Source organism: Xanthomonas sp. CPBF 426 (assembly GCF_903989465.1).
GTDB classification, from domain to species: domain Bacteria; phylum Pseudomonadota; class Gammaproteobacteria; order Xanthomonadales; family Xanthomonadaceae; genus Xanthomonas; species Xanthomonas euroxanthea.
This window is the reverse complement of record NZ_LR861805.1, coordinates 2,651,806-2,669,130: the sequence shown is the minus strand read 5'-3', so window position 1 is coordinate 2,669,130 and position 17,325 is coordinate 2,651,806. Positions and strand designations below refer to the sequence as shown.

Genomic DNA, 17,325 nt, shown 5'->3' with positions numbered 1-17,325 from the left:
AGGTAAAACGCGGGATAGATGCCCGCCGCCACTCACCGATCGCCCGCGCAGTGTCGGTCTTGGTCTGTTCCGTGATCGCAGGCTGGTCTTGCAGACCGCGCCTAGTCGCAGGCACTGGCAGGTGCCACGAACGCCGCGAACGTGTGCCCGCGCGTGGCCCAGGCGGTAGCGGCCTGGTCGAGAATATCCAGTAAGGTGTCGCGGTCGTTCGGCGCAGTGCGCGCGAGTGCGTCGGCGCCGTCGATCAGCAGCGCATAGCCCTGCGCTGCCGGCAGCCACGCCAGGTCGCGCAAGGCATCGGAGAGCGCGTCCCAGTTGCGGCCGAAGCTGGCCGGGAAGTCCAGTTGGGTAGCCAGGCGCATCAGCAACCTGTGCTTGTCGCTGCAACCGGCCAGGTCCACGCGCAGGATGTGCAGGCCGGCATCGCGGGCGAGCGCGGCCATGGTGTCCAGATCGTCGGTGTCGGCTTGGTAGACGCCCGATTGCTGCGAGTCGGACAGATCCAGCGCGAAGTCGCCTGCGCTCATGGCGTGTGCTCCGGGGCCGGGCCCTGGAACGATTTGAAACTCTGGTAATGATCGTCGCTGTAATACCACGCCTGCGGCGGCGTGCCGCCGGTGACGATGCGGCGCGCGCCGCGATCGGGGCTGCCTGGCGTTTCCACGGTGTATTCGTGGTAGTAGCCGCGTGGGCGCGCGGGCAGGTGCTGCTCATGATTGGCGAAAACGCTGCCGTCTTGCGGATGCGGGAACGGGCCGCCGCGCTGGATCAGCACGATCGTGGCCATCGCTTCGGTCGGCAGAAACCCCGGCAACTCGTGCTGCCGGGATGGCCGTTCCGCCGGTGCCTCCGCGGCGATCGGTGCGCTCAGCTGCGGCGCGAAGTGCGGCTTGGGCGTCTGCAGTGCACGCATGCCCCATAACCCGGCCACGAGCAGCACGATGGCGACGATCAGCAAAGCGGGCTTGCGCATGAAGACGTTCCGGAGGCGACGGTATGGACGGCAGGGCAAGTATGCCGTTGCCCGACTGTGTCGACTTTGAATGCATAGCTGCGCCGGTCCGGTTCACGCCCAAGTAACCGGGGCATGGTGCAAGGTGTGCAGCGAACACGACGCGGCATGCGATGGGATGAAGTTTCCCTGCCACCACCCTTGGTAAGCGCCGCCGCCGTCCTTACCATCTACCCCGCAACGCCCGGTCTTCGCCGGGCGGCACGTCCAGGAGACACCCATGGCTTACACCCTTCCGCAGTTGCCCTACGCCTACGACGCGCTGGAACCCAACATCGATGCGCAGACGATGGAAATCCATCACACCAAGCATCACCAGACCTACATCAACAACGTCAACGCGGCGCTGGAAGGGACTGAGTACGCCGATCTGCCGGTGGAAGAGCTGGTGTCCAAGCTGAAGAGCCTGCCGGAAAACCTGCAGGGCCCGGTGCGCAACAACGGTGGCGGCCACGCCAACCATTCGCTGTTCTGGACCGTGCTGTCGCCCAATGGCGGCGGTGAGCCCAAGGGCGAGGTCGCCAAAGCGATCGACAAGGACCTCGGTGGTTTCGAGAAGTTCAAGGAAGCCTTCACCAAGGCCGCCGTCAGCCGTTTCGGCTCGGGCTGGGCCTGGTTGAGCGTGACCCCGGACAGGAAGCTGGTGGTGGAAAGCACCGCCAACCAGGACAGCCCGCTGTTCGAAGGCAACACCCCGATCCTGGGTCTGGACGTGTGGGAACACGCGTACTACCTGAAGTACCAGAACCGTCGCCCGGAATACATCGGCGCGTTCTACAACGCGGTGAATTGGGAAGAAGTCGAGCGCCGTTACCACGCTGCGATCGCCTGACGTCCTGCATCAGCGCTGAGTCCTGTGTAGCGCTGTGACAGTGACACCCAACGCACAAGGCCGGGAGCGATCCCGGCCTTGTGCATTTTGCTGCACGCTGTTGTAGGAGCGACCCTGGTCGCGAGAGGCTTTACCGGGAAAGCCCGTCGCGCTCGGGCGCGCTCCTACATCGTGCGGCGCCATTGGTTGGCGTGGAGCTGGAACGCACAAGGCCGGGAGCGATTCCGGCCTTGTGCATTCTGCTGCACGCTGTTGTAGGAGCGACCCTGGTCGCGAGAGGCTTTACCGGGAAAGCCTGTCGCGCTCGGGCGCGCTCCTACATCGTGCGGCGCCATTGGGCGGCGTGGAGCTGAAACGTACAAGGCCGGGAGCGATCCCGGCCTTATGCACTTTGCTCCAAGCTGTTGTAGGAGCGACCCTGGTCGCGAGGGCTTTACCGGGAAAGCCCGTCGCGCTCGGGCGCGCTCCTACGTCGTGCGGCGCCATTGGTTGGCGTGGAGCTGGAAGTACAAGGCCGGGAGCGATCCCGGCCTTGTGCATTCTGCTGCACGCTGTGATGTAGGAGCGACCCTGGTCGCGAGAGGCTTTACCGGGAAAGCCCGTCGCGCTCGGGCGCGCTCCTACATCGTGCGGCGGCGATTGGAGTCTGGGTTCTCAGGCGGCGATCAGAACTTGGCGTCGAACTCGCGGGCGTAGCCGGTATTGACGATGACCTTCTGCAGGGCGTCGCTGATCTTGATGTTGCCGGCCACGATCTGCTGCGTTTCCGGACCCATGTTGTCCATCCGCGGCGGGGTGGCGCCCTTGTAGTCGCAGACGCGGCCACCGGCTTCGCGCACCAGCAGCACGCCGGCCGCGATGTCCCAGGCTTTGACGCCGGCTTCGAAATACGCATCGGCGCGGCCACAGGCCACATAGGCCAGGTCCAGTGCGGCAGAACCGGTACGACGCACGTCTTCGGCCTGCACCAGCAGCGCGTCGACGCACTTCAGCTGCGCACTGATGCGTGCGCGCTCGCGCGGCGGAAAGCCGGTGTGGACCATCGCGCCTTCCAGGTCCTTGCGTTCGGCAATGCGGATGCGACGGTCGTTGAGCACTGCGCCGGCGCCGCGGCTGGCGGTGAACAGCTCGTTGCGCAACGGGTCGAAGATCACCGCATCGGTCGGCTCGCCGTTTTCCACCAGCGCGATGGACACGCAGTAATGCGGGAAGCCGCGCAGGTAGTTGCTGGTGCCATCTAGCGGGTCGATGACCCAGGTGTAGCGGCCACTCTTGCCGCCTTGCACGCCGCCTTCCTCGCCGAACACGGCGTACTCGGGGTAGCCGCGCTTGAGTTCCTTGATGATGACCTTCTCGGCATCGGCATCGACTTCGCTGGCGTAGTCCATGCGGCCTTTCTGCACCACATTGAGCGCATCGAGCTTGTTGATGCCGCGCAACAGCACATTGCCGGCGAGGCGGGCGGCTTTGACCATGACGGTGACGGCGGGTTTCTGCATGGTTAAAGCTCCCGTGAAGGCAGAATCGAAAATGGCGAAGGTAAAAGAGCGGTCCGGCACCAAAGCCGGCCGCGCAGTTTACCATCTACGGCCGAATCGCTCCCCAATCTCCGTTCATGTCCGTCAGCCAGCGCATCCGTTTCGTTCTTGTCGGCACCCAGCATCCAGGCAACATCGGCGCCGCCGCGCGTGCGATGAAGACGATGGGCGTGTCGCGCCTGGTGCTGGTGGCGCCGGAGCGTGCGCTCGACGAAGACGCCTATCGGCGTTCGGCCGGCGCCGAGGACGTGCTCGGCGAGGCGCCGATCTTCGCCACCCTGGCCGAGGCGGTGGCCGATTGCACCCTGGTGATCGGCTGCACCGCGCGTGCGCGCCGGGTCGCGCTGGAAGAGCTGCCACCGGACGCAGGCGCGCGCCGCGCCTGGTCCAAGGCCAGCGAACCGGCCGAGGTGGCGATCGTGTTCGGCCGCGAGCGTACCGGCCTGACCAACGACGAGCTGCAGCTTTGCCACGCGGCGCTGCATATCCCCTCCGACCCGGCGTTCAGCTCGCTCAACCTGGCGGCGGCGGTACAGGTGGTGGCATACGAAGTCCGGCTGGCGCAGCTGGCGGCGGGCGAGGCAGAGCCGGCCCCGGCAGCGGCTGCAACCGGCGGCGCGCTGCGCGACGGCCCGGCCAGCCATGCGCAACTGGAGGGCATGTTCGGCCAGTTGGGCGACACCCTGGACGAGATCGACTTCCACAAGGGGCGCGCGCCGGAGTCGGCGATGCGCAAGCTGCGGCGGCTGCTGCTGCGCGCGGACATGAGCGAGCAGGAGGTGCGGTTGCTGCGCGGCATTCTGTCCGATGCGCAGCGCATGGCCATGCTGGCAAAGCGCGCCGGAAGCTGACGTCTGTCACATCTCGAAAGATTCGGCTAGGCTGTCGGCGGCTCTAGGGGAGTGTCCGTTTTGCGCGGTCTACGATGGTGTCTGATTGCCTGCGGGCTGTTGGCGGGGGCAGGCCTGGCCGCGACGGCGACGGCGGCGCCTTCCCCGGTCTTGGTGCTTGGACGGATCAGCGACGATCCCGCCACGCATTACGCGCAACTCAAGCCCTTGCTGGATTACGTGGTGCCGCGCATGCGCGAGGTGGGTATCCGCCGTGGCGAAATCCTGATGGCGCCGGATGCGCGGCAGATGTCCAGTTACCTGCGGCGTGGCCGGGTCGACTGGGTCAGCGAGACCACCGGCGCGGCGATGCTGCTGGAACAGCGCGGCAGTGCGCATCCGCTGGTGATGACCGAGCGCGATGGCCTGCGCGAGTTCCACACGGTGTTCTTCGTCCGCCGCGACAGCCCGATCCAGTCGCTCAAGCAATTGCGCGGCCACACCCTTGCATTGCAGAACGCCTCCTCCACCAGCGGCTATCTGCTGCCGATGCTGGAGCTGGTGCGCAATGGCATCGCCTGCGACGTGCTGCTGTCGCCGGACGACAGCCGGGTGCCGGGCTCGGTGGGTTACCTGATGGTCGGGTCGAAATTGAATATCGCCGCGTTCGTGCATCAGCACCTGATCGATGCGGGTGCTTTCAGCAATGCCGACTGGGACGACGAGCGCCACCTGCCACCGGTATTCAAGCGCGACTTCCGCATCGTGCATCGCAGTGCGCCGGTACCACGCGCGGTGGAGATGGTGCGCACCGGCATGGACCCGGCGGTGGAGCGGCGGCTGCGCGTGGTGCTGCTGCAGGCGGCGTCCGACCCGAAGGCCGGGCCGGCCTTGAAGCGCTTTTTCGGCACCACCGCCTTCCACCCGCTGGATGAGGCCAGCCGCCGGCGCCTGGATGCGCTGAGCGCCGGGTTGCGACGTGTCAGGGATCACGTGGAATGACTCAGATGCGCTTCGGGCTGCAGGCACGCTTTCTCTTGGTGATGGCACTGACGCTGTTGCTGGTCGGTGCCATCCTGGCGTCGCTGCTGCAGCGCCAGAGCGCGATGCAGCGCGAGGTGCGCGGGCTCAGTGCGCAGATCCTGCACGAGCTGTTCGATCGCAGCCTGCGCACGCGCGGCGAGACCCTGGCCACCGAACTGGCGAACGGTCTGGCCAATCCGCTGTACTACTCGGACCTGGGCGCAGTGGGGGCCCTGGTGCGCAATGCCGCGCGGCAGCAGGTGGTGAGCTACGTGCTGGTATTCGACCGTCGCGGCCGGCTGGTGCACGACGGCTCGCCCAACCTGCAGCATTACGGTCAGGCCATGACCGACCCGCTCGCCTTCAAGGCGGTGACGGCGCGCGCCATGGTGTTGCAGTCCTCGCCGGAGGTGCTGGACGTGACCATGCCGATCAAGATCGGCGACCAGCGTATCGGCGGGGTCCGGGTGGGCATGTCGCTCGAGCGGGTGCGCAGGATCGAATCGGGCGCCAACCTGACCCTGGTGCAGAACCTCAACGCGATCGGCAAGCGCGATCTGGGCTGGCTGCTGGTGCTGCTGGCCGCGTTGGTCGCGCTGGGTGTGCTGTTGGCCATCTATGTGCAGCGCACCCTGGTGGCGCCGGTGCGGCTGCTGGCCGCGGCCGCGCGCCAGATCGAGCGTGGCGACTATGCGGTGCAGCTGCCGCCGCATCCGCGCAACGACGAGATCGGCGAGCTGATCTCCGCCTTCGGCCGCATGAGCGAGAGCATCGCCCGGCACGATCGCGAGGTGCGCCACATGGCCTATACCGATGCGCTGACCGGCCTGACCAACCGGCTGGGATTTCGCGAAGGCCTGGATCATCTGCTCAACACCGCCCGCAGTACCGACAGCAAGCTGGCGCTGCTGTTTGCCGATATCGACGACTTCAAGCGCGTCAACGACACGCTGGGCCACGAGGCCGGCGACGAGGCCTTGCTGCAGTTCGCCAGCCGGATCAGCCGCGCGGTCGGCGCATTGGGCGGCGACGATGCGATCCTGGCGCGCTTCGGTGGCGATGAGTTCGTGATCCTGCTGCAGAACGGCGATGTCACCCTGCTCGCCGCCCAGCTCGCCGACCGGCTGGTGCACGAGTTGAGCCGCCCCTTGAACGTGCAGGGCCGGGAGGTGTTCCTGGGCACCTCGATCGGCATCACGCTGTTCCCGGACGATGCCAGCAATGCCACTGCGTTGTTGAAGAACGGCGACATCGCGATGTATCAGGCCAAGGTCGCCGGCAAGAACTGCCATCGTTTCTACAGCCGCGCCGCCGACCATGCGGTGGAGCGGCGTGTGCACATGGAGCACGAGCTGCGCGGGGCCTGGGATCGCGATGAGTTGCGGCTGGTCTATCAGCCGATCTACCGCACCAGCGACCGTGTGCTGGTGGGGGTGGAAGTGCTGTTGCGCTGGCAGCACCCGGCGCTGGGCACGATTGCGCCGTCCACCTTCATCGATATCGCCGAGCAGAGCGGCCTGATCGAGGTGATTGGCCCCAAGGTGCTGCGCGCGGCCTGCCTGGAAGCGGCGCAATGGCCGGTGGTGGGCGATGGCCTGTTCATCTCGGTCAATGTCTCGCCGCGTCAGCTGCGCAGTGGCGACCTGATCGACACGGTGGCCGAGTGCCTGGCCGAGTCCGGCCTGCCGGCTGCGCGGCTGCATCTGGAGCTGACCGAAACGGCGGTGATCGGCGACGAAATGATGGCCGCCAGCCTGCTCGATCAGCTGCACCGCACCGGCGTGAAGGTCTGGCTGGATGACTTCGGTACCGGTTTCTCCGGCCTGAGCCACCTGCGCCAGGTGCCGGTGGACGGGGTCAAGATCGACAAGAGCTTCATCGCCGACCTGCAGCGCGACCCGGACGATCTGGCGCTGACCACGGCCATCATCGGCATGGCCCATTCGCTGGGCATCACGGTGGTGGCCGAGGGCATCGAGCAGGAAGCGCAGTTCAACCTGCTGCGCGAGCGCGGCTGCGACCTGGGCCAGGGCTACTGGTTCAGCCGCCCGCTGAGCCCGGCCGATCTGGTCAAGCTGATCGCGGCCGGCTGATCAGCGTAGGAGCGCACCTGGGCGCGACGGCGGGGCTTTACCGGGCAGCCGAGGCTTTATCAGGAAGGCTTCGTCGCGCCCGGGTGCGCTCCTACGGGTCCCGTGTGTGGCGGCCTTGGTTACAGCGGCCGCTTGCCGGTATCGCCGGGGATTTCGCGCACCAGGCGCGGCACCAGATAGCCGGACAGGCGCGCGGCCAGCTCGGTGTGCAAGGCGCGCGCGCGGGCATCGTCCACTTCGAAGTGCGCCACGCCGGCAACCCGGTCGAGCTGGTGCAGGTAATACGGCAGCACGCCGGCGGCAAAGCTGCGTTCGCTCAGTGCCGCCAACGCGTCCACGCTGTCGTTCACGCCGCGCAGCAGCACGGCCTGATTGAGCAGCTGCGCACCGGCCTCGCGCAGGGCGCGCATGGCGGCGTCCACCGCGCCGTCGAATTCGTTGGCATGGTTGGCATGGACCACGAAGGCCACCGGCCAGGGCAGGCTGCGCAGCCAGGCCAGCAACGGCGCATCGACGCGCTCGGGCAGCACGATCGGCAGCCGGCTGTGGATGCGCAGGCGTTTGACATGCCCGATGGCGGCCAGCGCGTCGGTGAGTTCGGCCAGCTTGCCGGTGGCCAGCGACAGCGGGTCGCCGCCGGACAGCAGCACTTCGTCGATGCCGGGGTCGGCCGCGATCGCGGCGACCGCGTCGCGCCATCCGTCGCGCGCGGCGGTTTCCTCGGCATACGGGAAGTGGCGGCGGAAGCAGTAGCGGCAGTGCACCGCGCAGCTGCCGGTGGCGATCAGCAGGGCGCGTCCGCGGTATTTCTGGATCACGCCGTCCGCAGTCTTGGCGGCACCATCGCCGACCGCATCCAGGCCAAAGCCCGGCACCAGCCGCATTTCATCGTCCAGCGGCAGCACCTGGCGCAGCAGCGGGTCGTGCCGGTCGCCACGGCGCATGCGCGCCACGAATGCCTGCGGCACCCGCAGCGGGAACTGGGCGGCGGCTGCGTCGCTGATCCCGGACGCCTGCGCCTCCAGGCCCAGCAGCGCCAGCAGCGCGCGCGGGTCGCGCACGGCGTCGCGCCACTGCTGCTGCCAGCGTGGCGGTTGCAGGGTGGGAGGCGGAGATGGCTGCAAGGCGAGGGGGGCTGCGGGTATCATATGCGGTCACAAAACCAATGCCCGCCGGTTGCGGCGGGCGCCCCATTCTAATCCGACCTGCCACGGCCTGTGGCAGGTCGTGGTCTTATCGAGGAGCTGCACCATGGCCACTGTTGGCATGAACGACGTCAAGAACGGCATGAAGATCCTGGTCAACAACGAGCCGGCGGTCATCACCGAGACCGAATACGTCAAGCCGGGCAAGGGCCAGGCCTTCACCCGCATGAAGTACCGCTTCATCAAGTCCGGCCGCGTGGTCGAAATGACCATGAAGGCGACCGACGACGTGGAAGTGGCCGACGTGGTCGATACCGACATGCGTTACCTGTACAGCGATGGCGAGTACTGGCACTTCATGGACCCGGAAACCTTCGAGCAGGTGCAGACCGACAAGGCCGGCATGGGCGGCGCCGACAAGTGGCTCAAGGGCGAGGAAGACTGCATCGTGACCTTGTGGAACGGCACCCCGATCTGGGTGCAGCCGCCGAACTTCGTCGAGCTCAAGATCACCGAGACCGACCCGGGCGTGCGCGGCGACACCTCCGGCGGCGGCGGCAAGCCGGCCACGCTGGAAACCGGCGCAGTGGTACGCGTGCCGTTGTTCGTCAACCAGGACGAGATCATCAAGGTCGACACCCGTTCGGGCGAATATTCGGCGCGCGTCAAGTAAGACGATGCGTCCGGGACACTGGCCTGAGCTAGCGGTACGCGGTGCCAGTGTCGGGTTGGGACTGTGGGCTACGCTGCTTGCGTGCCCGGCGTTGGCGCAATCGGCGGCCGCAACCTGCGACGCCGGTGACGTGGCCGCCGTTGCGGCCATTGCAACGTCCGGCGTCGTGGGCGGCGCTGCCGCCACGGTGCCGGTCGACCGTCTGGTTGCCCAGGCCTGCAAGCCGTGGCCGAACGACCCGGCGATCCGGCTGGCGGCACTCGCATTTGCTGGTGACACGGAGGCCGTGCCTGGCGAGCGCGACCTTGAGTTGCGCGTGGCCATGCTCGATGCCGCCAGCGGCAAGGTGCTGGCGTTCTACGCGCAGGCAATGGGGGAGGACGCCGCCTTCGAACTCGCTGCCGACAGCCTGCGGCTGGATACCGCGCGTTACGACCTGGCCAAGGGCGCGCGCGCGATCGGCCTGGTGGTGCGGAGTGCTGCGCGCGGGCCCAGCTGCCCGGATTTTTACAGCAATCAGGCGTTGACCCTGCTGGTGCGCGAGGGGCGCAGCCTGCGCCCGGTGCTGCAGCGCGATCTCTATGCATGGCGACGTGTGAAAGGCGAGCCGTGCAGTCTGGGGAAGGGCGATGTGATCACCGACGTCGCCAATCTGAGCGTGAGCATGGCGCCGCAGGGACATGCCGGCTATGCGGACATCATGCTGACAGCCAATGTGTCTACCGTGGAGAGCACCGCTGGCAGCGACACCGATACCGAACGCACCCGTCGCGTGCGCCAGGTGCTGCACTACAACGGCCAGCGCTATGTGCCGGTGGCCGATGGCGATCCCCGCTGGCCATTCGACAACTAACCTTTTATGGATCCGCTCATGACCAATGCCCCTCCCGAAGCGTGCGACCTGTTGATCGAAGCCGGTTACGTGGTGCCGATCGAGCCGCATGCGGTGGTGCTCGACGATCACGCGGTGGCGGTGCACAACGGCGTCATCGTGGCGATCCTGCCGACCGCCGAGGCGCGCCTGCGATTTGCGCCGACCCGGACCGTCTCGCGTCCGGAGGCAGCCTTGATCCCGGGCCTGGTCAACGCGCATACCCACAACCCGATGACGCTGCTGCGCGGGGTGGCCGACGATCTGCCGCTGATGGTGTGGCTGCAGCAGCACATCTGGCCGGTGGAGGCGGCGGTGATCGGGCCGGAATTCGTGGCTGACGGCACCACGCTGGCGATCGCCGAAATGCTGCGTGGCGGGACCACCTGCGTCAACGAGAACTACTTCTTCGCCGATGTGCAGGCGGCCGTCTACAAGCAGCACGGCTTCCGCGCGCTGGTCGGCGCGGTGATCATCGATTTCCCCACCGCCTGGGCATCGTCGGACGACGAATACTTCGCACGGGCCGGCGAGCTGCACGACCAGTGGCGCGACGATCCGCTGATCAGCACCGCGTTCGCGCCGCATGCGCCGTACACGGTCAACGACGCCAACTTCGAACGCGTGCGCATGCTGGCCGACCAGCTGGATCTACCGGTGCATCTGCATACGCACGAAACCGCGCAGGAAGTGGCCGATTCGATGGCGCAGTACGGGCAGCGGCCGCTGGCACGCCTGGACCGCCTGGGGCTGGTCAACGACCGCCTGATCGCCGTCCACATGACCCAGCTCACCGACGCGGAAATCCATCTGTGCGCCGAGCGCGGTGTCAGCGTGGTGCACTGCCCGGAGTCCAACCTCAAGCTTGCCTCGGGCTTTTGCCCGGCCTGCGCGCTGCAACGTGCCGGCGTGAATCTGGCCATCGGCACCGACGGCTGCGCCAGCAACAACGACCTGGACATGTTCAGCGAGAACCGTACCGCAGCGATCCTGGCCAAGGCAGTGGCCAACGATGCGACCGCGCTGGATGCTGCCACCACGCTGCGCGCGGCCACGCTGGGCGGCGCGCGTGCATTGGGCTTCGGCGACAGGATCGGCTCGATCGAAATCGGCAAGCAGGCCGATCTGGTCTGCGTCGACTTGTCTGCACTGGAGACCCAGCCGCTGCATCATGTGCTGTCGCAACTGATCTACGCCGCCGGCCGTCACCAGGTCACCGATGTGTGGATCGCCGGCAAGCCCAAGCTGGTGCAGCGCGAGCTCATCGACATGGATACCGCTGCCCTGGTCGCCAATGCGCGGCAGTGGCGCGAGCGCATCCGCACCGTCCGCGCCTGAGCGCGCGTCATCCCATCACGGAGCTCCGCATGAATCCGAATCCCCAATCCACGTCCAGCAACTTCCATCAGAGCGAACTGGACAAGTTCGCGGCATTGGCCAACCGCTGGTGGGATGCCGACGGCCCGCAGAAGCCGCTGCATGCGCTCAATCCGGTGCGCCTGGACTATGTGTCCGCACGGCTGGGCCTGGCCGGTGCGCGCGTGCTCGATGTCGGCTGCGGCGGCGGCCTGCTCAGCGAGTCGATGGCGCGCCTGGGCGCGCAGGTCACGGCGATCGATCTGGCGCCGGAGCTGGTCAAGGTGGCGCGCCTGCACAGCCTGGAATCGGGCGTGCAGGTGGATTACCGCGTACAGTCGGTGGAAGACCTGGCCGCCGAACAGCCGGGCAGTTTCGATGCGGTAACCTGCATGGAGATGCTCGAGCACGTGCCGGACCCGACCGCGATCATCCGCGCCTGCGCCAGCCTGCTCAGGCCCGGCGGCAAGCTGTTCCTGTCCACGCTCAATCGCACCCCGGCCGCGTTCGCGCTGGCGGTGGTCGGCGCCGAATACATCGCACGGCTGCTGCCCAGGGGCACGCATCACTACAAGGATTTCATCAAGCCGGCAGAACTTGCGGCCTGGTTGCGCAGCGCCGAGCTGCAGCTGGCAGACGTCAGCGGCATGCTGTACGAGCCGTGGCGCAATCGCGCGCGCCTGTCGTCGCGCACCGAGGTCAATTACCTGGCCTATGCGGTGAAGCCGTGACGAGCGGGGATTGGGCAGTGGAGATTCGGCATTCGCAACGGCACGTGCGTGTTTGATGTCGGCCGAATCGCAGGTTACCGATGACAGCAGGCAAGCGCAGAGCGGCGGGGCGGCGATGAGGTTTCCGCGTGCGGTGTTGTTCGATCTGGATGGCACCTTGCTGGATAGTGCGCCGGACATGCTGGCGACCGTCAATGCGATGCTGGAGGAACGTGGGCGTGCGCCGATGGCGTTGGCGCAGTTGCGTCCGGTGGTGTCCAAGGGCGCGCGCGCGATGCTGGCAGCGGCGTTTGCCGAACGCGATGCGGTCGAACGTGACGCGCTGGTGCCGGAATTCCTGCGTCGTTACGAAGGCTTGATCGGCACGCAGTCGCAGCTGTTCGACGGTGTCGACGAACTGCTGCTGCGGCTGGAGCGCGCCGGTTGCATCTGGGGCGTGGTCACCAACAAGCCCGAATATCTGGCCCGGCTGATCCTGCCGCAGCTGGGGTGGGAGCGGCGCTGCGCGGTGCTGATCGGCGGCGATACGCTGGCCGAGCGCAAGCCGCACCCGTTGCCCTTGCTGACAGCGGCCGAGCGCATCGGCGTTGCGCCGGCGCAGTGCGTCTACGTCGGCGACGACGAGCGCGACATTCTCGCCGCGCGCGCGGCGGCGATGCCGTCTGTGGCGGTGTTGTGGGGCTATCGGCTGCACGACGACGAGCCATCGCGCTGGCAGGCCGACGTGCTCGTGGCGCAGCCGCAGGCACTGTGGGACGCCGTGGCGTGGCCGCAGATCTGATCCTCTTTCGTTTTCTTCTGGACCCGCCATGAGCCAATCCAGCGCTCTCGACAGTTTTCTCGACAAGTGGCGCACCCGCTGGCCGGAGTGGTCGGTTGCCGAGCCATTCATTCCCGAGCCGCAGCGACGCCTCACGGCGGCCTGGTTTGCGCTGCTGCAGGAATGGGAAGACATCATGAACATCGCCGGCGACCCGTTGCCGGCCGACGCCAAGCTGGCATGGTGGCAGCAGGAGTTGCGCGATTGGTCGCAGCAGCGCTCGCGCCATCCGCTGGGGCGTGTGCTGGAGCCGGTGCCTGCGCCATGGGCGCAACTGGCCGATGCCTTGCCGGCCATGCAGGACGCGCGGGCGCAGCCGCAATCGCTGCAGCAGGCGTTGGCGAGATTGCGGGCCTTCGCCGACGCCGTGGTCGCCGTGGAAGCCGCGCTATTTGCGCGCACCCATCCTGGCGATGCCGCTGCGGTGGCGCTGCAATGGCTGGACGCCCGCCAGCGGGTGGCCGGCGACAGCGCCGCGCCCGGTGACATGACGCTCGCCGCATGGCGCACGCAGTTGCTGCGCGCCTGGCCGCGCAAAGCGGCGTTGGCGCGCCCGCATCGGGTATGGTCGCGGCTGGCCCGCTTGCGCCTGCAGCGCGAGCTTGCCGGCAAGGCAGCGTATCCACCGCCGGTGCAGCAGCTGTGGCATAGCTGGCGTGCTGCCAGCGGCGCCGACTGAGCGCGCGCATCTGCGGTTCCGTCAGTGCACGACCAACGACGTGGCGAAGGTGTCGCAATCCCAGGAAACGCCAACGCCTGTTGGCGTACCGCATCACACGGCTTGCCGACAGGCGAGGGTGGCAACGTCTACGCGTTGCGATCCGGCGACGCGGATGACCTGGTGTGGCAGCCGTCAGTCCGCGCTGCCGGCACCGCTATTGCCGTATTCGTAGCAACGGTTGGCCGAATTGACACAGGTGCTGCTGCAGTACGGGCGGCTGACGGTGGATGCATTGCATGGTGCGGTCTTGCGGATGTGGCTGCCCAGGCCGGAATTGCGCACCGTGACCTGGCCATTGGGCGAGCTACCGTTGACGTAGGCGGACAGGCTGCTGCCGATGCCCTCGTGCCAGGCGCGCCCAGGTCGGCGCGATACATTTATTTATATGAAGGTGAAGATGCATTTTTTAACTGAAACACCATTTATCGTCGGCATTTTAATGACTGCCATTGGTTTGTTCGTGATGTTTTCAATCTTCAAGCCTGATAAAAACGAGTTGGTGGATATAAGAAACTGGAAGACCAAGGGGGAATGGCATGGTGAAATAATGACTACCGAGCCTAAAAGTTGGTCGCCAACAGACACCAAGCATGGTGATGAATTCTTCTATGATTTCAAGGTATCACTTAATATTGCTGGAAAACGGAATCTACATACTGCGAAAGGGTTGGTAAGGCCAAACGACATTCATAAATTAAAGAAAGGCATTAAAGTCATTGTTAAATATAGTGAGGATAAGCCGCCAAAAGTCGCTGTAATTGATGTCTTGTACTAGTCCTTGCGGCAAGGAAAGGACACAAAAAAGGGCCTTGAGGCGCTATCCGCCGATCTGCGCTGTCCTACATCAGGCCGGCGGCGCGGGCGCAGCCGCCCACATGCACGGCCAACTTCGGCGCCAGCTTGGTGCGCTGGGTGGCGATGCTGGTGTACGGGATACGGTGGCGCATCGCGTAAGCCGCCGAATGTGTCGACAGATCGTGGGCCAGCAGGGCAATCCCGCTAATCTGCAGATCGGGCGGCAGGCCCAGATCACCCTGTATGGCTGCATTACCCAGCGCCTCTCTCAAGAGCCGTTGAGGATTCTCCGCAAGGTCATCGCGATTCAGATCAGCAAACGATCGATCAACGCCTGCTCGTAATCGTTGAGAGGCTGATTTTCGTAGAGCTTGTCGGAGGCGTCGACTAGCGTCCGGCCCTCGACTTCACGCCCACTTTCGCCATACACGTGGCCAAGGTTCTCCAGCGACTGCAGGTTGCCGTGCTTGGAGAAGGAAATCAGATACCAGCGCTCGGCCGCCTCGAGTTCGCCCAGGCGGTGGTAGGCCACCGCCAGATTGTGCTGGGCGTAGACGTGATCGGATTCCAGCGCCTGCAACAATGCCTGCCTGGCCTGCTGGTAGTCCTCGAGCTGCAGGTACAGCAGGCCGAGGTTGTTGTAGCCGTCGACATTCCCCAGCTCGGCAGCGCGCCGATAGGCCTGCTCGGCCTGCGGGTAGCGCTTGGCGTGCAGATGGACGTCGCCAAGCAGGTTCAGCGCCTCCGCATGATCGTGGCGCACGGCGTTGTCGAGGTGCTCGACGGCGGCGTCGTGATCGCCGTCCTGATAGGCCATGCTGCCGAGGTAGAAGTGGCTGCGGGGGCAATCGTACGCGGCGGCCTTCTGGAAGTATTGGCGGGCGGCGTCGTGATCACCCTCCTGGAAAGCCATGCTGCCGAGGTTGTAGTGGCTGCCCGGATAATCGTGCTCGGCGGCCCTTTGGAAGTGGTGGCGGGCAGCGTCGTGATCACCGTCCTGATAGGCCAAGATGCCGAGGTTGTAGTGGCCGCCGGGATAATCGTGCTCGGCGGCCATCTGGAAGTGTCGATGAGCGTCGGCGTGATCTTCACGCGCCAGGCTCACCGCGCCAACGCCGTTCATCCAGCGCGGGTCGGCGGGGCACGCCTTGGCAAGGGTCTGGAAGGACTCCAGCGCGGTGTCCAGATCCTGCTCGCGAAAGGCCGCCCACGCCTGCTCACTGAGCGCGGTCGCCTGCTCGTCACTGAGGTTTTTTTTATTCATGAACCACATGATGTTTCCTGCCTTGCGAGCAGGTCAAGGATGTGTGCCGTGAGCCGGGTATTTCCGATGCGACGTACTACGTCTGGAAATCCAGGTGCGGCGGCACGGAAGCCTCCGACGTGCAGCGGCTGCGTGATGTTGAAGCCGAGCACGCCAAGCACAAGTGGATGTATGCCGAGTTGGCGATGGAAAACCATGCGTTGAAGGATCTGATCGCAAAAAAGCTGTAGACCCGGCGCATAAGCGCCCGCTTCTTGCCTGGCTCATTGAGCAGCATGGCTGCGGCGAGCGCCGGGATGAAGCTCAATCAGCGTCGTGGCAGCAGGCGTCGGGTCCCTACGCGCTATCCCCAACCGTTGGCGTGCGGAGCAAGCTCCAATGCCGAGCGGCCTGGCAGGCGAGCTTACTGACATGGTTGCTACAGCTGCCCGGTGTCGAGGCGCAATGTTCAAGGGCTTGCTGGCATCACGCTCTGCAAGGTGACAGCGTCGCAAACACGCAGCATGGGCGGTCGCCATTTATGCAGGTGCACCATTGCGGAGGGGCCGATCGCGTTGCCGCCGTGTGCAGGCGCGAGTGCGCATCGTCACATGCCGTGGGCAGGGAGACTTCCAGACTGAGCCACCCGCGTAGACACGCGCATGTGAGATAGCGAGATGGCAGATCCCAAAGAGCTGCAGGAAAAATTCTGGAAAGCCCTGAAGTCCGATCGCACCGTGATGCTGGGCCTGGATGGCGTGGAAGATGGGCATGCACGCCCGATGACGGCACAGATTGAAGGCGATAGCGGTGGCCCGATCTGGTTCTTCACCTCCAAGGACAATGCGCTGATTGCCATGCTGGGACAGGGCCGCCGCGTCATCGGTGCCTTCAGCAGCAAAGGGCACGACCTGTTCGCCAGCATCAGCGGCTCGTTGCGCGAGGACACCGATCCGGCCGTGGTCGAACGTCTGTGGAACCCGCATGTCGCGGCCTGGTATGAAGGCGGCAAGGACGATCCCAAGCTGGCGCTGCTGCGCCTGGATACCGATCACGCGCAGATCTGGCTCAACGGTTCCAGTCTGCTGGCCGGCATCAAGGTGCTGTTCGGCGTCGACCCGAAGAAGGATTACCAGGACAAGGTGGCGGACGTTCCGCTGCGCTGAGGCCTGAACGATGCAGGCGCGATCTTCGCGATGGCGCCTGCATCGTCTTCATTCACGTGCTGTCGCTTGCGCAAGTTCCGGCCCGGTTGTGAGGCTGGGTCGGCACTCGCGGCTGACTGCATGCAGGAACGCCAACGGCGCCACGCGTCCATGTGCCGTGCGCCTTCCACAGGAGAAGCGAGATGCAACAGATCGAAATTGGTCAGATGGTGTTTTTGCGCGACGGCGAAGTCGGCGTCGGTGCAATTCGCGAGATCCGCAAGGATGGCGCCGAGCTCGTCGTCAATATCGAAAACGGTGGCGACTTCGTGCTGCCGGCGACGGTGGTGCGCGATGTGCATTCCGGCAAGGTGATGCTGGATGTCGAACAACTACCGGAAGAGGTACGCAATGCCTTGCGTCACCCACACGACAATGAATTGCCGACCAGCACCTACGCGGCCAGCGATCCGCAGGATGGCGCGCTCAAGTAGATC

19 protein-coding genes and 2 pseudogenes are annotated in these 17,325 nt (G+C 65.8%); 14 read left to right on the top strand and 7 right to left on the bottom strand.

The window, feature by feature from the left end; all coding sequences use genetic code 11:
- Positions 1-101 precede the first annotated feature (101 nt).
- Both H7A87_RS11490 and H7A87_RS11485 read right to left on the bottom strand, forming a co-directional pair.
- Entirely contained in the window at positions 102-527 is a 426-nt protein-coding gene (locus tag H7A87_RS11490) for a barstar family protein (RefSeq protein ID WP_119128661.1), read from the bottom strand.
- Entirely contained in the window at positions 524-973 is a 450-nt protein-coding gene (locus tag H7A87_RS11485; protein ID WP_119128662.1) for a ribonuclease domain-containing protein, read from the bottom strand. The genes H7A87_RS11490 and H7A87_RS11485 overlap by 4 nt, the downstream gene beginning before the upstream one ends.
- A gap of 259 nt (positions 974-1,232) precedes the next feature.
- Here H7A87_RS11485 and H7A87_RS11480 point away from each other — a divergent pair, with 259 nt between their 5' ends.
- Entirely contained in the window at positions 1,233-1,844 is a 612-nt protein-coding gene (locus H7A87_RS11480) for a superoxide dismutase (protein ID WP_119128663.1), read from the top strand.
- A 665-nt stretch (positions 1,845-2,509) separates the two neighbouring features.
- Here H7A87_RS11480 and H7A87_RS11475 read toward each other — a convergent pair.
- Positions 2,510-3,343: an inositol monophosphatase family protein gene (locus H7A87_RS11475; protein ID WP_016905058.1), complete on the bottom strand. Its 834-nt coding sequence runs from the start codon at positions 3,341-3,343 to the stop codon at positions 2,510-2,512.
- 116 nt (positions 3,344-3,459) lie between these two features.
- On the opposite strand from H7A87_RS11475, the gene H7A87_RS11470 reads away from it, so the two are divergent.
- Genes H7A87_RS11470 through H7A87_RS11460 form a run of 3 tightly spaced genes read left to right on the top strand, consistent with a single transcriptional unit; the run spans position 3,460 to position 7,328 of the window.
- Positions 3,460-4,233 carry an RNA methyltransferase gene (locus H7A87_RS11470; RefSeq protein ID WP_104649033.1) on the top strand — a complete coding sequence of 258 codons (774 nt, stop codon included), beginning with the start codon at positions 3,460-3,462 and terminating at the stop codon, positions 4,231-4,233.
- 51 nt (positions 4,234-4,284) lie between these two features.
- Entirely contained in the window at positions 4,285-5,214 is a 930-nt protein-coding gene (locus tag H7A87_RS11465; protein WP_164739863.1) for a phosphate/phosphite/phosphonate ABC transporter substrate-binding protein, read from the top strand.
- On the top strand, positions 5,211-7,328 hold the full coding sequence (locus H7A87_RS11460; protein ID WP_119128664.1) for an EAL domain-containing protein: 2,118 nt from the start codon (positions 5,211-5,213) through the stop codon (positions 7,326-7,328). The genes H7A87_RS11465 and H7A87_RS11460 overlap by 4 nt, the downstream gene beginning before the upstream one ends.
- A 119-nt stretch (positions 7,329-7,447) precedes the next feature.
- On the opposite strand, the gene epmB is transcribed toward H7A87_RS11460, so the two are convergent.
- Positions 7,448-8,476: an EF-P beta-lysylation protein EpmB gene (gene epmB, locus H7A87_RS11455; protein ID WP_119128665.1), complete on the bottom strand. Its 1,029-nt coding sequence runs from the start codon at positions 8,474-8,476 to the stop codon at positions 7,448-7,450.
- A gap of 103 nt (positions 8,477-8,579) precedes the next feature.
- On the opposite strand from epmB, the gene efp reads away from it, so the two are divergent.
- Genes efp through H7A87_RS11425 form a run of 6 tightly spaced genes read left to right on the top strand, consistent with a single transcriptional unit; the run spans position 8,580 to position 13,603 of the window.
- Positions 8,580-9,146, top strand: coding sequence for an elongation factor P (gene efp, locus H7A87_RS11450; RefSeq protein WP_007962665.1), 567 nt, complete (start codon positions 8,580-8,582; stop codon positions 9,144-9,146).
- Positions 9,147-9,150: 4 nt separating this feature from the next.
- Positions 9,151-9,999 (top strand): hypothetical protein, encoded by an 849-nt coding sequence (locus H7A87_RS11445; protein ID WP_232087848.1) that lies wholly within the window; start codon positions 9,151-9,153, stop codon positions 9,997-9,999.
- A gap of 18 nt (positions 10,000-10,017) precedes the next feature.
- On the top strand, positions 10,018-11,355 hold the full coding sequence (locus tag H7A87_RS11440) for a TRZ/ATZ family hydrolase (protein ID WP_180496641.1): 1,338 nt from the start codon (positions 10,018-10,020) through the stop codon (positions 11,353-11,355).
- 29 nt (positions 11,356-11,384) lie between these two features.
- The gene (ubiG, locus tag H7A87_RS11435) at positions 11,385-12,104 is read left to right on the top strand and encodes a bifunctional 2-polyprenyl-6-hydroxyphenol methylase/3-demethylubiquinol 3-O-methyltransferase UbiG (protein WP_119128861.1); all 720 of its coding nucleotides are present in this window, start codon (positions 11,385-11,387) and stop codon (positions 12,102-12,104) included.
- A gap of 55 nt (positions 12,105-12,159) precedes the next feature.
- A complete protein-coding gene (locus H7A87_RS11430; protein WP_321186778.1) occupies positions 12,160-12,885 on the top strand; it encodes a phosphoglycolate phosphatase in 726 nt (241 codons plus the stop codon).
- Between the two features lie 28 nt (positions 12,886-12,913).
- Entirely contained in the window at positions 12,914-13,603 is a 690-nt protein-coding gene (locus H7A87_RS11425; RefSeq protein WP_119128668.1) for a phytoene/squalene synthase family protein, read from the top strand.
- Positions 13,604-13,777: 174 nt separating this feature from the next.
- Here H7A87_RS11425 and H7A87_RS11420 read toward each other — a convergent pair.
- A pseudogene (locus H7A87_RS11420) lies at positions 13,778-14,005 on the bottom strand (acyl-CoA thioesterase); the annotation flags it as partial.
- Positions 14,006-14,030: 25 nt separating this feature from the next.
- On the opposite strand from H7A87_RS11420, the gene H7A87_RS11415 reads away from it, so the two are divergent.
- The gene (locus H7A87_RS11415) at positions 14,031-14,420 is read left to right on the top strand and encodes a hypothetical protein (protein WP_197942516.1); all 390 of its coding nucleotides are present in this window, start codon (positions 14,031-14,033) and stop codon (positions 14,418-14,420) included.
- A gap of 64 nt (positions 14,421-14,484) precedes the next feature.
- Here H7A87_RS11415 and H7A87_RS11410 read toward each other — a convergent pair whose 3' ends face one another.
- Together H7A87_RS11410 and H7A87_RS11405 are read right to left on the bottom strand one after the other, a co-directional pair.
- The gene (locus tag H7A87_RS11410; protein WP_119128669.1) at positions 14,485-14,712 is read right to left on the bottom strand and encodes a hypothetical protein; all 228 of its coding nucleotides are present in this window, start codon (positions 14,710-14,712) and stop codon (positions 14,485-14,487) included.
- Between the two features lie 35 nt (positions 14,713-14,747).
- Positions 14,748-15,713 carry a tetratricopeptide repeat protein gene (locus H7A87_RS11405; RefSeq protein ID WP_119128670.1) on the bottom strand — a complete coding sequence of 322 codons (966 nt, stop codon included), beginning with the start codon at positions 15,711-15,713 and terminating at the stop codon, positions 14,748-14,750.
- Between the two features lie 20 nt (positions 15,714-15,733).
- Between H7A87_RS11405 and H7A87_RS11400 the strand changes: the two are divergent.
- From H7A87_RS11400 to H7A87_RS11390, 3 genes and pseudogenes are all read left to right on the top strand, one after another.
- Positions 15,734-16,072 (top strand): annotated as a pseudogene (locus tag H7A87_RS11400) (transposase); the annotation flags it as partial.
- A gap of 288 nt (positions 16,073-16,360) precedes the next feature.
- The gene (locus H7A87_RS11395; RefSeq protein ID WP_024940409.1) at positions 16,361-16,849 is read left to right on the top strand and encodes a pyridoxamine 5'-phosphate oxidase family protein; all 489 of its coding nucleotides are present in this window, start codon (positions 16,361-16,363) and stop codon (positions 16,847-16,849) included.
- Between the two features lie 182 nt (positions 16,850-17,031).
- Positions 17,032-17,322 (top strand): hypothetical protein, encoded by a 291-nt coding sequence (locus tag H7A87_RS11390; RefSeq protein ID WP_024940408.1) that lies wholly within the window; start codon positions 17,032-17,034, stop codon positions 17,320-17,322.
- The last annotated feature ends 3 nt before the right edge of the window (positions 17,323-17,325 follow it).